This is a genomic window from Neobacillus vireti, from assembly GCF_036962465.1.
GTDB classification, from domain to species: Bacteria; Bacillota; Bacilli; order Bacillales; family Cytobacillaceae; genus Neobacillus; species Neobacillus vireti_B.
The window spans coordinates 1-15,599 of sequence record NZ_JBALNF010000027.1 but is presented as its reverse complement, the minus strand read 5'-3'; the positions used below and the strand labels follow the sequence as shown (position 1 = coordinate 15,599).

The 15,599-nt window shown below is 36.7% G+C and carries 9 protein-coding genes; 8 read left to right on the top strand and 1 reads right to left on the bottom strand.

The features are described 5' to 3' along the window. Positions 1 to 11: 11 nt before the first annotated feature. The 3 genes from V7077_RS12070 to V7077_RS12060 all read left to right on the top strand — a co-directional run bounded on the left by V7077_RS12070 (position 12) and on the right by V7077_RS12060 (position 4,565). Complete coding sequence (locus V7077_RS12070; RefSeq protein WP_335501783.1) at positions 12 to 1,274, top strand: NAD(P)/FAD-dependent oxidoreductase; 1,263 nt, start codon at positions 12 to 14, stop codon at positions 1,272 to 1,274. Beyond that, on the top strand, positions 1,249 to 2,742 hold the full coding sequence (locus V7077_RS12065; protein WP_335501781.1) for an amino acid permease: 1,494 nt from the start codon (positions 1,249 to 1,251) through the stop codon (positions 2,740 to 2,742). Before V7077_RS12070 ends, V7077_RS12065 begins: the two co-directional genes overlap by 26 nt. A gap of 377 nt (positions 2,743 to 3,119) precedes the next feature. Next, positions 3,120 to 4,565, top strand: coding sequence for a DEAD/DEAH box helicase (locus V7077_RS12060; protein WP_335501779.1), 1,446 nt, complete (start codon positions 3,120 to 3,122; stop codon positions 4,563 to 4,565). A 205-nt stretch (positions 4,566 to 4,770) separates the two neighbouring features. Here V7077_RS12060 and V7077_RS12055 read toward each other — a convergent pair whose 3' ends face one another. Beyond that, positions 4,771 to 4,959: a hypothetical protein gene (locus V7077_RS12055; protein ID WP_335501777.1), complete on the bottom strand. Its 189-nt coding sequence runs from the start codon at positions 4,957 to 4,959 to the stop codon at positions 4,771 to 4,773. 852 nt (positions 4,960 to 5,811) lie between these two features. On the opposite strand from V7077_RS12055, the gene V7077_RS12050 reads away from it, so the two are divergent. The 5 genes from V7077_RS12050 (at position 5,812) to V7077_RS12030 (ending at position 15,007) form a co-directional block, all read left to right on the top strand. Further along, positions 5,812 to 6,435, top strand: coding sequence for a site-specific integrase (locus tag V7077_RS12050; RefSeq protein WP_335501775.1), 624 nt, complete (start codon positions 5,812 to 5,814; stop codon positions 6,433 to 6,435). A 497-nt stretch (positions 6,436 to 6,932) separates the two neighbouring features. After that, the gene (locus V7077_RS12045; protein ID WP_335501773.1) at positions 6,933 to 7,106 is read left to right on the top strand and encodes a VOC family protein; all 174 of its coding nucleotides are present in this window, start codon (positions 6,933 to 6,935) and stop codon (positions 7,104 to 7,106) included. Between the two features lie 259 nt (positions 7,107 to 7,365). After that, positions 7,366 to 9,627: a hypothetical protein gene (locus tag V7077_RS12040; RefSeq protein ID WP_335501772.1), complete on the top strand. Its 2,262-nt coding sequence runs from the start codon at positions 7,366 to 7,368 to the stop codon at positions 9,625 to 9,627. Positions 9,628 to 9,869: 242 nt separating this feature from the next. Then, positions 9,870 to 14,507, top strand: a complete 4,638-nt coding sequence (locus V7077_RS12035) for a hypothetical protein (RefSeq protein WP_335501770.1) — start codon at positions 9,870 to 9,872, stop codon at positions 14,505 to 14,507. 101 nt (positions 14,508 to 14,608) lie between these two features. Then, complete coding sequence (locus tag V7077_RS12030) at positions 14,609 to 15,007, top strand: hypothetical protein (RefSeq protein ID WP_335501768.1); 399 nt, start codon at positions 14,609 to 14,611, stop codon at positions 15,005 to 15,007. Positions 15,008 to 15,599: the final 592 nt, after the last annotated feature.

The following is a 15,599-nucleotide window of genomic DNA, read 5'->3' as shown; positions in this document are numbered from 1 at the left end:
GGGGGGAGGAAATGAAAGTAGATGTGGTAGTTGTAGGTGGTGGTCCTGCTGGTTTATCTGCAGCCATTGAAATTGGTTCAAGAGGTGGTAATGTCGTGGTTATCGATGATCATCCAACACCTGGAGGAAAATTACTAGGACAGCTGCATCAAGAAGGGAATCATTCTAAATGGTGGAAAGGATTTGAATTTGCGCAAGAATTAAAACAAAAGGCCCTAGCTGCCAACGTTCACATTCTTTCCGAGAGACAAGTTTGGGGATTGGAACCAGGATGGAAGGTTCATATTTCTGATCTGGTTCAGAATGAATCAGGAATGGAAATTCAAGCAGATTGTGTATTACTAGCTACGGGTGCTGTCGAAAAGCCAATACCTATCCCTGGTTGGACATTGCCAGGTGTGCTATCCATTGGTGCAGCCCAAGTTATGACAAATGTATATCAGGTATTGCCTGGAAAAAAAGTAATCGTCGCTGGGATTGATATTTTGTCACTCTCGATTGCACGTTCTATGAAGCTAGCAGGAGCGGATGTAGAAGGAATTTACATGCTTCCACATAGCCCATTCTCCGATTACGCTTCCCCGCTTTTACATCTAGAAACGTTAAACGAGATGACAGATTTTGCTCCTTCTAAATTGATAAGATTTACAGGCAAGTTATTAAAATCTAAAACAGGACGGAAGATTGCTGCCCAATTTTACCCGCCTATGGGAATAAAGATGTGGGGCATTCCGATTCACTTAAGACGCACCATCCTTTCGATCAATGGGAAACATGAGGTCGATAGTGCGACCATTACTAAGATTGACGTTAATGGTAACCCAATTGGAGAACAAAAGGTTATCCAAGCAGATACAGTCTGTATTTCAGGAGGACTTAGCCCTTTATATGAGCTGGCTGCTACGGCAGGGTGTAAGTTTGTTACTTTGGAAGGATTATCAGGAACGGTGCCACTACATAATAATGAGCTCGAAACAACAGTTCCTAATCTCTTTGTTGCTGGCAATATTACCGGAATAGAAGGGGCAAAAGTAGCCATGGCACAGGGAACGTTAGCAGGTAAATCTATTTGTAATAAATTGAGGATTGGCAATCTTAAAATGGCAGATATGGAAAAAGCGCTTTCTTTTGTGGAACATAGTAGAAAATTATCCGATATTCAGTTCCATCCCAAAGTTTCAGAAGCAAGAGAGCACCTGGATGATCTATGGAAAACATTAATTAATGACGTGAGTCGGGAGGACAAGAATGGGAGCAATCAAAAGCTATACTAAGGACCAAAATAATCAGAAATATCAGAATAACGGAGAAAGTAAAGGTCATATTCAACGCAAACTAAAGGCACGTCACATGACGATGATTGCTATTGGCGGGTCAATCGGGACAGGGTTATTTTTAGCGACAGGGGCGTCCATTCAAACAGCTGGACCTGGTGGAGCGTTAATCGCTTATGGAGCTATCGGCATCATGGTCTACTTTTTGATGACAAGTCTCGGAGAAATGGCTACCTTAATGCCAATTTCGGGATCGTTTTCAACCTATGGCAGCCGTTTTGTCGATTCGGCCTTTGGGTTTGCACTTGGTTGGAATTATTGGTTCAACTGGGCGGTTACATTGGCGGTTGAAATCGCTGCATCAGCTATTATTATGAAGTTCTGGTTGCCGGATGTACCGAGCATCGTGTGGAGTGCACTGTTTTTAGGACTGATCTTTTTATTGAATGCATTATCGGTTAAAAGTTACGGAGAATCCGAGTATTGGTTTTCCTTAATAAAAGTAGTGACCGTCATTGTTTTCATTGGAGTCGGTTTGCTCACTATTTTCGGTATTCTGGGTGGACAGTTTATCGGGTTTAAAAACTTTACTTTAGGAGATGCTCCGGTTCATGGCGGCCTTATGTCTGTTTTAAGTATTTTTTTCATTGCAGGTTTTTCCTTTCAAGGAACGGAACTCGTAGGGATCGCTGCAGGAGAAAGTGAAGAGCCGGAGAAAAACGTACCAAAGGCGATTCGACAAGTATTTTGGCGAATTCTTCTATTCTACATCGTTGCCATTGCTGTCATTGGCCTTATCATTCCTTATACAAGTCCAAACCTGTTAGGCAGGGATGTCGACAGCATCGCTGTCAGCCCTTTTACCCTTGTATTTAATAAAGTGGGCATTGCATTTGCGGCATCTGTGATGAATGCGGTTATTTTGACATCGGTATTATCGGCAGGAAGTTCCGGATTATATGCATCCACCCGCATGCTATGGTCCATGGCAAAGGACGGACAGGCACCTAAGTTCCTACAATATATAAATGATCGCGGGATTCCGATGAATGCCCTTGTCATGACAACGATTATCGGAGGCTTGGCCTTTTTAACGTCTATTTTTGGAGATCAAGTGTATACATGGTTATTAAATGCGTCAGGCTTAACTGGATTTATTGCATGGATCGGAATTGCAGTCAGCCACTACCGTTTTAGAAAAGCATATATGGCCCAGGGCAGGGACTTGAACGATTTGAAATTTAAAGCGAAATGGTTCCCGTTTGGTCCAATTCTCGCTTTGGCGATGTGTGTCATTGTCATTTTCGGCCAAAATTATCAAGCTTTTTTAACTAGTGAGATTGATTGGTATGGAGTGGCCGTGTCTTATATTGGTTTACCGATCTTTTTGGCATTATGGCTCGGGTATAAACTCGTTCATAAAACGAAGGTCGTTCCACTAAAGGAATGTTCTTTTGAAGAGAAATAGTAGTAATAGACCATACAATACTCCTTCCACTCTGCAACTAATTATAGCCTGGAATTATTTTAGGCCTTCCTAAGAAGAAGGGTACTATCAAACAGACTGTAGAGCCTCTTTTGCTATATTGGGAAACCAATAATGCAATAGAGGCAATTTTCATGATAGCGAAATATAAGGACAAGCGGAAAACCAGTACCATCCTGGATATTCCTTGAAGAAGAGGATAAGTTCAAAAAAAGGGGATAAAGTTAAAAAAACGTCTGAAACGTTTATATGCTCGAATGTTTCAAGTATAATGAACCATATTCAGATTATGCATATGATATTTCTTAGAGAGAAATCCTATCGATAAGCCGGATAATAAAAAAAAACGAGGTAAATACATGAGTGAAACAAAATTTGAGGATTATAATTTAAGCGATGAACTAAAAAGGTCTTTAGCATTATTAAAATACGAAACTCCAACAGAGGTTCAGCGTAAAGTCATTCCCTTAGCATTGGCAAATCATGATCTTGTCGTAAAATCGCAAACAGGCAGCGGTAAAACTGCGTCCTTCGGAATTCCTATATGCGAAATGATGGAATGGGAAGAAAAATTGCCACAGGCCTTAATCCTGACACCAACCAGGGAGCTTGCTGTTCAAGTCCGTGAAGACATGACGAATATTGGAAGATTTAAACGGATCAAAGCAATGGCCGTATACGGTAAAGAACCGTTTACGAAACAAAAAGAAGAATTGAAACAAAAAACTCATGTCGTTGTTGGAACACCAGGACGTGTTATCGATCATATTGACAGAGAAACCTTGGTTTTAGATAAAATTAAATATCTCATTATAGATGAAGCAGATGAAATGCTTAATATGGGGTTTATCGATGAAGTGGAAGCCATTATTAATGAACTCCCTTTAAACAGAGTAACAATGGTATTTTCGGCAACATTACCGAAAGATGTTGAAAATCTCTGCCATAAGTACATGAAAAATCCTATCAATGTCGAGATTGAGGCTAGTGGGATCACGACGAATACGATAGAACATCGTCTAATCGAAGTGAAGGAAGAAGAAAAAATTCCACTCTTGAAAGACGTTACTGTCGTTGAAAGTCCAGATAGCTGCCTTATTTTTTGCCGCACGAAAGAACACGTCGAGACGGTCTATGCCGAATTGGAAGAAGCCAATTATTCCTGTGAAAGACTCCATGGCGGATTAGAACAACAAGATCGCTTTGCTGTAATGGATGGTTTCAAAATGGGTAATTTTCGTTATTTAGTTGCCACCGATGTAGCTGCACGAGGAATTGATATTGATAATGTGACACTTGTGATCAACTATGATGTTCCAATGGAAAAAGAGAGTTATGTCCACCGTACAGGTCGAACCGGTCGCGCAGGTAATGAAGGAAAGGCAATTACGTTTGCGACACCGTATGAAGGAAAATTCGTTAAAGATATTGAAAGGTATATTGGCTTTGAACTTCCTATAATGGTTGCACCAAAGCCACAGGAAGTTGCTAGAAATAAGGCTGCTTTCGAAGAAAAAATAAGCGGCCGGAGAGTCGTAAGAAATAATAAAACCGCAAGAATTAACCAAGATATCATGAAACTATATTTTAACGGTGGAAAAAAGAAGAAGCTTCGAGCGGTGGATTTTGTTGGAACGATAGCGAAAATTCCTGGAGTATCTGCAGATGATATTGGGATTATTACAATCCAAGATCAAATGTCCTATGTTGATATTCTAAATGGGAAAGGCTCGCTCGTTTTACAAGCGATGGAGAATACAACTATAAAAGGAAAGAAGTTAAAAGTTAGTAAAGCACTTAAATAATGTACTCGAGCAAGGACGATATGCCACATATCGTCCTTTAAGTTATTCAGGAATGTACCAAACTTTCCATGTTGCAGGGTTCAAGGTACGGACAAGGAAAAGAAAGTCCATTTACCACGAATAGAGTTGTTGACCCAATGGTTGAATACTATTCTGCCAGCAAGCATATTGCTGTTCTTATCCTCCTTCTTATTAGGAGGATTTTCTATAAGATCCCCAATACCGTGATGCTATCTATAAACTCACATCCATGACGAATTCCTTCAGTGTAATTGTATGAAGTTGATTTTAACTGCGGAGTTCGCTTGATAAAATCTTCTGGAATATTTACAAGATTAAAAGAAATCAAGGGGTAGTGAAAAAAGCTGCGCCAGTTTGCCAATTCGATATTCATTGACCACTTCTTCTAATCTTCCTTCTATTGTAGCAAACCACTTTGCAACATATTTTATACCATCGCTAAGAAGGAGCGGTTCTATCTATTAATGTTTGTATATATTGAACAGGGTAAATGAGCTGTTTAGTTTTGTAGTTTCCTTCTTAGCATATTCTCAAAAAATATAAAAAGTAGGTCCTACCTCACCTTTGGCTATGTTAGTTATCTTTTTAATCATCTATTTTGTTGCGAATTATGTGCAATCAATATATTTCAAGTAGTTTATTATTATTATAAAAACTAAAGAAGTTCAATGCTGTTTTGTTGAGCTATCGTTGGCTTTACCATAATAATGAATAAAATTAAACATCCTATAAATATGCAGGTTTTTATACACTACTTGCATATTTTTGGGCTTTTTATATTTATAGAACATTTCCATAAACAGCATTTTTAATTGCCAAATACAGCTAGGGTACGAGAATTCAAAGTTCCGATAATAGATAGCTATCGGAACTTAGTATCGAAAAACCAGCCGTTAAGGGGTTCGATATTATGTTAACTGAAAGAGAAAAATTTCTTCAGAATAATCATGAGAAACTGGAAAAAAATAAAATTCTACATACAAAATTCCAAAAGTAAAAATACCCAGTTAAGTTACGCGTCGGATTGGAAGCATTTTACATAGTGGTGTGAGTTGAATGGAAGGGAACCTCTTCCGGCATCTGCAAGCACGCTCTGCCTTTATTTATCGGAATTAGCAACGACACATAAATATTCGACTATACAAAGACGAATTTCTTCTATTATATGGCTCATAAATTCAAACCTCATCTTCCTCCTTCAAAGGAAGTTGAGGTTCAAGCCTTATTGGAAGGAATAAAAAGTGAAATCGGTACACGGCAAGAAAGGAAAAAGGCGTTGATGCTGCAGGTCCTTCCGGCCCTAATGGGTAAGATTGACACCTTGACTCTTATTGGTGTGCGAGATAAAACCATCCTTTTATTAGGATTTGCACTGGCAAACCGTCGTTCAGAATTGGTATCTATTAATATAGAAGATTTAGAAATAAACGACTTTGGGATGGGCGTAAGGGTTCGCGAAACTAAAAATGATCTTATAAAAGGTGTTGTATATACGTACAATGAATTTTGTCCAGTTAAGGCAACTAAAGAATGGATTAAAATAAGTAAAATTACTACTGGAGCGTTGTTTCGGTCAATTGACCGGCATGGAAATATCAAGGAACGGTTGAGTGATAAATCAGTAGCACTCATTATAAAGAAATATATCGGGGAACTTGGGATGGATGCAAACGACTTTGCAGCACATAGTTTAAGAAGCGGACTTTCCTCAAGTGCTGCCATGATGGGAATTACAGAAATTGCTATTATGAAACAAACAGGTCATAAAACAAGGGAAATGGTCGATCGTTACGTTCAGGCAGGCTTACGTTATAAGAATAATGCAAGTAGCATTTTAAAGAATTTATGATTTACAATTTATAATGTGTTGAGGATTCGAATATAAACTAAATTATCTTTCCTTTGACCTACAACTAACTACTTATCTAATTTCGATCTATATAAATTGTCAGAAAGATTCAGGGAGGCGTAAGTTGGGTGTTACTTACACAGTCTTTTTTCCATTTTGAACGACACTGTCCTATGACCGAGAAGCTAAATCTGTGTGTTAAGAGCCTTCAAATTATAAATTTGGAGGTTTTTTGTATTTGTACGAAATTGGTCCAAGTCTCCTCGGTTGATGGCTTAAGTTGGAAGATGACAAGGAATGTGTGTCAAGGAGAGAAAGGCACCGAAATTTCAAGAGTGGAGTGAAAGAGTTAAAAGGAATGAAGAAACCAGTGTCCAAGTTAATGAATGCTTCATATTTCATATTTTTCAGGAATAAGAGAAGCCTAGTGTGGGTGTGGAAACTTCTATTTAAATTTGTTATTTATGATGAAAGTAGGAATCTAAATGATTATAAAAATGGAACATAAAGCCATCATTGTTACCAATATGGACCATGCTATTCAATACTACTCAGATATGTTTGGATTTAAGGTTCGCCTTCGAGGATATTCTAAATCAACACATGAAGGCGGTCTTATGATTTTATTTTATGGACCTAATGGTGAATTACTACAATATTTAATAGGATGATTCGAGATATTGATCCTATAGGTGAGTATAAATTGTAATTAGTTTTAGATGCTATGTACATTGTAAAAGGATCTTGTGGATTTTACCGATAGTTCTTAATGATAGTTAATTACATTATAAGAAGAAAATGGTAGAATAAGTAGGTTAGTATAATTGAACTAGTATTAAATATCACCAGTTAATATTAGCAGCAGTAAATTAAAAGATATTAATATTGTGCTTATTAATTATTAGGAGCTATTTAGCAAAGGGGAATAATATGAGTGATAAAAGGATTTTATCTTTAAATTTAATCAATTGTTATGGTATTAAAAAAATGCAGGAAACAATAGAATTTGGAAACGGAAATAACAGTAGTATGATCTATGCTTCTAATGGTGTCATGAAAACATCTTTATCAAAAACTTTAGACAATTTATCTAAGGGAGAATCACCAAAAGATGAAGTATTCAACAAGCAAACAAATTTCATTGTTTCATATTCAAACGTAATTGATGATGTGAATTTGTCAAATATAGGTAGTTTAGAAAATGTAATTGTAATCCATTCACTAGACAATACTAATGACTTTGCAAAAGCTTCATCAAGTTTATTAGTTAACGAAAAAGCAAGAAATAAATTTATTACTATTCACGAACAGATTTACGAAGTAATTAATACTTTTAAAGCTACATTAAAGAAAAGACTTGGAAATGATTGTTGGATGCAATTAAAGGCTTTTATCGATAGAGATATTGCCGAAACAAAGAATGATGAGTCAATGGTAAGAGTACTACATAGCTTTATTGAAAAAAAACATTTAAACAATTACGAGAAGTGGATATATAAAGATTTATTCAATGATCATACTGATAAATTATTTAACAATGTTGATTTCCTTAACAATGTAAATGAATATACGACTTTATATAAAAAGTTACTTAGTGAATCAAAAGTTTTTTCTGAAAATGGATTTGACCCTCAAAATGCGGATAATATATTAGTACAATTAAGGAAAACAAACTTCTTTAAAGCAAAGCATAAAGTTATTTTAAATAATGATGAAAATATAATTATTCAAAATGAAAAGGAATTAAAAAAAATACTAACTGAAGAAAAAAGGAAAATCTTGAGTGAGGAATCATTAATTGATAAGTTTAACGTTATTGAGAAAATGCTTTCTAACGCTAATACTAGAAAATTTAGGGATATTATAAAAGTAAACCCTGAATATATACCCTTACTAGTGAGTAGGGATACTCTTGAAAGAGATTTTTGGTTGTATAAATTAAGCGATTTACATGAAGAAATATCTGTTATAAATAAAGTCATTTTAGAAAATGATGAAGCACTCAATGAAATAAGAAAAGAAGCGCTAAGCGGCGCAACTGAATGGCAAAAAGTTGTTGAAGAATATAATAATCGTTTCCATGTCCCTTTTGAACTCGTCATTAGTAATAAAGATGATGTTATATTAAACTTAGATCTTCCAATAGTAGTTTTTAAGTATATAGATAATATAACTGGAGAAGAAACAATAAAAAATTACGATAGTTTACAAAATGTATTAAGTAATGGTGAAAAAAGAGCACTATACTTTTTAAATATTATATTTAAAATTGAATCTCTAAAAAAAGAAAGTGGTCAGAAATTGTTAATCTTTGATGATATTGCAGATTCTTTTGATTATAAGAACAAATACGCAATTATCCAGTACATAAAAGAAATCTCAAATGAACCGAATTTTGATGTTTTAATTCTTACCCATAATTATGATTTTTATAGAACACTCTATAGCCGTATACCTATAAATAGAGAGAATGCATTCATAGCTCGAATAAATAAAGATAACACGGTTACTTTTAACAATCAAGATAAAGGCACTGAAACGCTTTACTTAGGGAACATTTTTCAGTTGTGGATAAAAGCATTTTCTAGTCATAAGAATGAAATGATTATGACTGCTTCTATTACTTTTTTTAGAAATCTACTTGAATATAGATATACTAAAGATAAAACACAATACAATTTACTTACCTCGCTGCTTCACATTAAAGAAAAAACAAACCAAATTACTTGGAATGATATTTTCCCAATAGTAAAGGATCTTGTACCAGAATTACCAAATGAAGCACGTATTGAATCTTTTGGTAACAAAGTGGTGATAGACTCTATATTTGAATGTGCTGACAAAGCAGTTAAAGATTCTTCGAGTTCACAATCTAACCTTGAAAATAAAGTAGTATTAGCTATGGCACTAAGATTAAAATCAGAACAAAGAGCATTGAAAATATTAGGTTTACCTTATGGAGATAAAAAAGGAAGCCAAACATACGAACTATATAGAGATGTAAAAGAGAGTGGATATTTATTATCCGATGAAGAAAAAGAAATGTTTGAAAGGGTTATGATCATCACACCTGAACATCTGCATTTAAATTCGTTCATGTTTGAGCCTTTAATTGATACATCTATCGATTCACTTATAGATTTATATGAAATATGCAAAAGTATACAAGATAGAGAAATTGTAAGAACTTAAATAAAAAAATNNATTAGAATTTTTAGTAAATTTAACAAGGGTGGTTAATTAATAACCATTCTTGTTTTTGAAGCTTTTTTGTATTAAAAATTGTTAATTAAAAATAGCTTTCATCAATATGATCTCTTTGGCAGGAAATAGGTAAAATTAAGGAAGAGTATAATGTAGATTAAGTTAATAGTCAACCTATAGTCGACTATATGGTTGCTAGGACATAAATTCTCCATAAGGAGCTGATCATCATGGACTGGACAATGTTTCATAAGCGTGGGGAGGCACCTACGAAGGCATTTGAAGCTTTTGCGAATCAGTTGTTTGAATTGTGGTGTAGAAGAACCTATAGAGACAGCATCTCCTATTTCACTGTAGTGAACGGAGCTGGTGGTGATGGAGGTGTCGAGGCTTATGCTAAGCTTTTGAATGATACCTTCGTTGGCATGCAATCAAAGTGGTTTTTACATGCCATTGGTGCTGGCGAAATAAATCAAATCAGAAATTCGATTAAAACAGCGATGAAAATTAGACCAAACATGAAACACTATATCGTTTGTATTCCTCGGGACTTAGCATCCAAAAAAGGTAAAGCACAAACAACGGAGCAAGACCGCTGGTATAAACTTAAGTTGGAGATGAATACAACTTTTCCGGAATTAACCATTGAACTATGGAATGAATCAAGACTAAGAGACGAAGTGCAAAAGGACCAAACAGGCAACATCTATCGGTATTGGTTTGAAAAAGAGGAGATCTCGCTTGAGACGTTGAAGCAACAATTTGCAAAAGCGAGGTCAGGTTGGCTTAATCAAAGGTATATCCCTTCCTTACATGGACAAGGTGTTATGCAATCTGCTCTCCATCAACTAGTAGGAGCAAAGGGCAAGAGGGTAGAAGCGATGGAAGTCTTGCAGCAGTGTGATCGAAAGCTGGACAGAATGATTAGTGAGATTCAGTTTGGTCAAACCATTTATAAATATAAAAATCTTAATGACGAATTGAAAAAGGTGGAAAGCTTTCTACTTCAAATGAAAACCAATTTGTACTGCCTCCGGATTATGATTCAATACAACGGAGAATCCATTGATCTATTATCTTATGATTATCCTGATATAAACAAGTGTCTCACCTATGTAAAGGATCAACCAATTCAATCTGTTTATTCCATTAATCAATCCGACTTAAAACAATCGCTTCAAACTATTAATCAAATGGGCATAGAGTATGAGATTGATCAAATACACGATAATTTTTCAAACGATCAGGTTTTAATATTAGGTGAACCTGGTACGGGAAAAACACATGGGCTGGCGAATGGCGTTCAACAGTATTTGGACGTGGAGCAGAAACCGGCATTGATGATCCAAGCGAAGCGGTATGGATCCGAAAAATCATGGCGTGATATATTGATTGACGCTCTCGGCATATCATCTAATTGGAGTGAAGATGAAATTTGGCGCGGTTTAGAAGCATGTGCAGCTAGATGCGACATCCGTGATGCAGAAGACGATGATCAAGACGGTAAGGTAGCTTCAGGCTTAACCCAAGTGCTCGTTTGTGTCGATGGCCTTGATGAATCGATACCTTGGGACAGGTGGAAGGAAAGGATTGGAGAATTAGAGGCTATACAACGAAACTATCGTCGACTAAAGTTTGCGGTTACTAGTAGACCGTATGTTTTTATCGGAGATTCACCACCTAAAACATTAAGGCTACCAACGGAAGGGGATACGTCCGTAGATCAGTTATTTCCGGCTTATATAGAGTCCTACAACATTACTTTCACAAACCAAGGTGACGTTAACTGGCTACGTTGGAGTATCAAGACTCCCTTCGCTTTACGATTGTTTTGTGAGCAACATAAAGGAAAAGAGTTATCAAATATGGAAGAAATATCCTTTACAATTGCCCACTTGCTAAGAGATAAGATTGATGCTGTTGATAAGGAAATAACGACAAGACTAGGAGACTTGTGGGGTCCAAAAGATCATGTAGTTCTGCGTGCATTAATTACCATCGCTAATCGTGCAGTGTCACAAAGGACATTTGATCGTCCTGAATTATGTAACATGATCATGGATGCACAGTCTGTAGCCATGATTGATGAACGCGTTGCTTTACGGCTGGTGGATTATATGGTCGGTTATGGTTTACTGTCTGAATTTGTAACGAGTGAGCAGAACCCTTTAATTCCACCTGCTAGGAAATATGAAATTGCCTTACAGCCAATCATGGATTATTTACTAGCAATTCAATTGGTCGATAAAGTAATAAAAGAAAACGATAATGACCTGCCAAAGGAACTTAGTTATCGTCAAGGTACGATTCAAATGGCTGCCATTATCCTCCTCCAAGATCATAAACGGCTGGTTGGTAAGGACGGGTTATGGAACAATTCGACATATATGAACCGATTCGATCTACAGTTGTTTACACTAGCTAACGTAACACCTGACCGCACGGAGCCCTATGCGGATGCAGTGAAAAAAATCATTACACATTCTATGCCAGCAAGTCGTAAATTAGTAAATCAGCTAATGGTGAAAGTAGCACGTATCAAGAATCACCCACTGGGCCCGCTTCTACTACACGAAACATTGGATGAAATCGAAACTGTGGCAGAGCGTGATTTATTCTGGTCGGTCCCAGAATATGTACCTATAAAGAACAATGACGTTTGGGAAGGTAGTGGCACGATTTTTGTGAACAATGCAAACAATGGCTTGCTTGCTTCCGACACACATGATGGTTTACCTCTTTTATATGCTTGGCAGTTAACTAATGTAGATAACCGAGTTCGTCAAACGTGTCGGAAGGAACTGACAAAATGGGGGAAAGAAAACCCGACGGAGTTTATACAATTAATCACCCTAACCTATTCAACAAATGATCCACAAATGAAAGAAGACGTAATGTGTTGTGCCTTTGCTGTTGCAAGTACATGGACGAATCAACCGGAACTTAAAGCTTTAGCAGACTGGGCTTTGGCCGAAGTATTTGCTGAACCGAAAATTAAGAAGCTTTATAATGCTGTCATACGATATGCGGGGAGAGCGATTGTTGAACGTGCCTATCTGTATGGGTTTGTAGGAAAGCAAGACGTTGAAAATGTACGTCCACCATTTCCTGCTTCTTCCGCATATTTGCCAATCGATGTAAAAGCTGCTCTAGCAGATTCAGATATTTTTGGCCCTATTTCGATGGATTTAGGCTGGTATGTCATCAAAAGAGGTTATACTGATTTTTTTGTTACCAAACAATCCAAACGTCCTGATGATGAACCGATTGAGGCAAATCTGTGGGCAGCGTTAACCAATGAGGAGTTAGATTGGGTAGCTGAGAAGATCGAGGAAGGACAAGAGAAGGATTCGATAGAAACGTTTGTGCAGCAACGTGAAAAGGAAATGAGTGAAAGACGAGAGCAGTATCAATCAATCGTTGGATCGTGGAAGGATCACCTCATGGTTGGTGTTGAAACAGATGAATATGAGGATGATCTAGAGTCGATCAATGAGATGGATATCAATGAAGAATCGCTAGAAGAATGGCGTAAGTCGACTTTCACCCCAGCGAGATATGAAGACGATGCACATGGTTTATTGGTAGGGCATGCTCTAGAGAATGGTCTAGATAGTCTGAACCCTCATCAATTGGCGTTAGGATTTGTGATATCATTTATCTATCGAATGGGATGGAAAGATAAAGTTTTCCGCGGTCAACCTAATGGAGATCAACCGGGAGAAGTTATCGGTGTGGATGTTGCGATCATGAGAGAATATCATCCAGCAACTCATGGAAGCCAGAGTACCGTCATGCAATTTGCCGAAAAATATACATGGTGCGCGGTGCATGACATGCTTGGTTATTTTGCTGATCGAATTCCACTATATGTGTATGGCGATCATGGGCGAGAAGAGGAAATGATTGACGACTATTCATTGTTATTAGACATTCCAAATCCATTACAGGAGTTGTCAGATGTGTCACTTGATGAACGACGAGACCAGATGGCTTGGTTCGTTCCGAATGATCTTTCACCTACCGTTCCACACTTAAAATCGCACAAAAAGCGGGATATTACACAATGGCTCCGAACGGCACCATTCCCGGATTTAAGTGAATGGATCAAAGCAGATGAAGCAAAACTGAAGCCTGTGTTAGAAAAGGTTAGCGCGAAAGGAAACTGGGTGAGCTTATATAACTTTTCCGTTCTTGCGGAACCGCAGACACTTTCTGATTCCATCATGTGGATCAAGAGTTGTGTCGTAAAGAAAGATGACTATGACCAATTTCTATTCGACTGTAGGGAAGGAAATCCAAGCTTGTTGTCTCATTTTAAGCAAATGGATGTAGAGTTCTTTTCATCACCCAGGTCCGATACGTATATGGATCCATCCTCGCTTGCTTGGATGACTTGGATGAAGGAAGATTATCAGGTTTTCCAGATTCATTCGGTTGAGAATAACAAGCTAGTGGATTATCCTCTATATAAAACAGTTGCTGAGACGACACATCGTATGAGGAATGCTGATGTAGAGTACACGTTTCAATTACCGTCTAAGTTATTACGCGAACTCTTATATATAACGGAAGGTGACGGTTGGCGTTACTATAATAAGGACAAACAATTGGTAGCATTTCACTCCCTTGCAGGGGAGGCTTATCGAAACAGTCAGTCCTTGTTGTATGTTAATCTGGATTTGTTAGAGCAGGCACTTGATAAACATGGTTACAAGATGATTTGGGGAGTACGTATTTTAAGAGAGCCATCTATGAAAGCTAGAGACAAGCACGATAAATTTTTCCCACAAAGAGATACAGCCTGGATTGTGTATGAAGATGGTGGAGTACTTCGGGAATTATTGGTGAAGGATGAGGAGAGTTAGTGCTCTATAATCAAATAAATAGTGCCTTCAGGAGGCATCTAGACCGGGAGACTCTATGCTTTTCCCACGGTCATATACTAAATTAGATATGAAGATTCTGTATGGTGAAGAGAAAAAAACGGTGGAGAAGTGTCCCTTTATCTATAAAAGCTCAAGCTTTATTAAATACAGATGATGCTTGGGTAATTACAAAAATTCCAAAGGTTACTTATGAGGAAGAATGGGATATAGAGAATGAACTAAAAAAATATCTTGGAGAAAACTCTTTGTCGAAAGGTAAACCATATTTGAAGGGATTATTAGAAAAAAATGTGCCTGATGATATGTATGTTATAGGTGGGGTAATTTGGAACCCGATTGGTAGTAGAGATGGAATAATTTATATGGAAACTGCAAAGTTTGTTAAAAATAACGTATTGGTAAAGGATTTATCAATAACTAAATCACTAAATATGGGGGGATTGTCTCTCAATATCTTTCAGGGGATGAAGAATTACTAATTATTGAAGAAGAATTCTTGGAAAGTACAGGAGTTTGTTTGACGAATGAACTTTGTAGGTACTAGTGTGTTTGTATATGGGAATACTATGATGTATCCTTCGCCTATATTATAGATTTATTGAATATAACTCCTTCAAGGGAAAATCCATTAAGATGGGTAAATAAAGAAAACCAAAGCATTTTAGAATTTGAGCGCTTTGTTTTTCCGAGTAGAGAGGCCATTCATGAAAATTACTTTAGACAACCATTATTGTGCAGATGGTTATGTGATAAGGAGGTAATAGATAATATAGTTAGTAGATTTGGATTGACTTACTATAAAACTAATAAATTAGAGATTATGCCATATTTAAACTGATAAATATAAAGTCGAGCATTGGAAAGCTTGTAGACACTGGAATTACCCAGTGTCTTTTTTTAAATGCAATATTTTTAGTATATGAAAATATTGATTTCTACGGGAATTCCATCGCACTCTTTTTCGTTATAAACATACTCATTTGGAAGTACTTGTATATTTTTACGTTTTAAATTTATGAATATAAGACAGCTATTTACAATTTTCACTACAAAAGGTTTTATTCTTTTATA

Coding starts and splice junctions, on each gene's coding strand:
- V7077_RS12070 (WP_335501783.1), top strand. CDS start 12: ATGAAAGTAGATGTGGTAGTTGTAGGTGGTGGTCCTGCTGGTTTATCT.
- V7077_RS12065 (WP_335501781.1), top strand. CDS start 1,249: ATGGGAGCAATCAAAAGCTATACTAAGGACCAAAATAATCAGAAATAT.
- V7077_RS12060 (WP_335501779.1), top strand. CDS start 3,120: ATGAGTGAAACAAAATTTGAGGATTATAATTTAAGCGATGAACTAAAA.
- V7077_RS12055 (WP_335501777.1), bottom strand. CDS start 4,959: ATGAATATCGAATTGGCAAACTGGCGCAGCTTTTTTCACTACCCCTTG.
- V7077_RS12045 (WP_335501773.1), top strand. CDS start 6,933: ATGGAACATAAAGCCATCATTGTTACCAATATGGACCATGCTATTCAA.
- V7077_RS12040 (WP_335501772.1), top strand. CDS start 7,366: ATGAGTGATAAAAGGATTTTATCTTTAAATTTAATCAATTGTTATGGT.
- V7077_RS12035 (WP_335501770.1), top strand. CDS start 9,870: ATGGACTGGACAATGTTTCATAAGCGTGGGGAGGCACCTACGAAGGCA.
- V7077_RS12030 (WP_335501768.1), top strand. CDS start 14,609: ATGGTGAAGAGAAAAAAACGGTGGAGAAGTGTCCCTTTATCTATAAAA.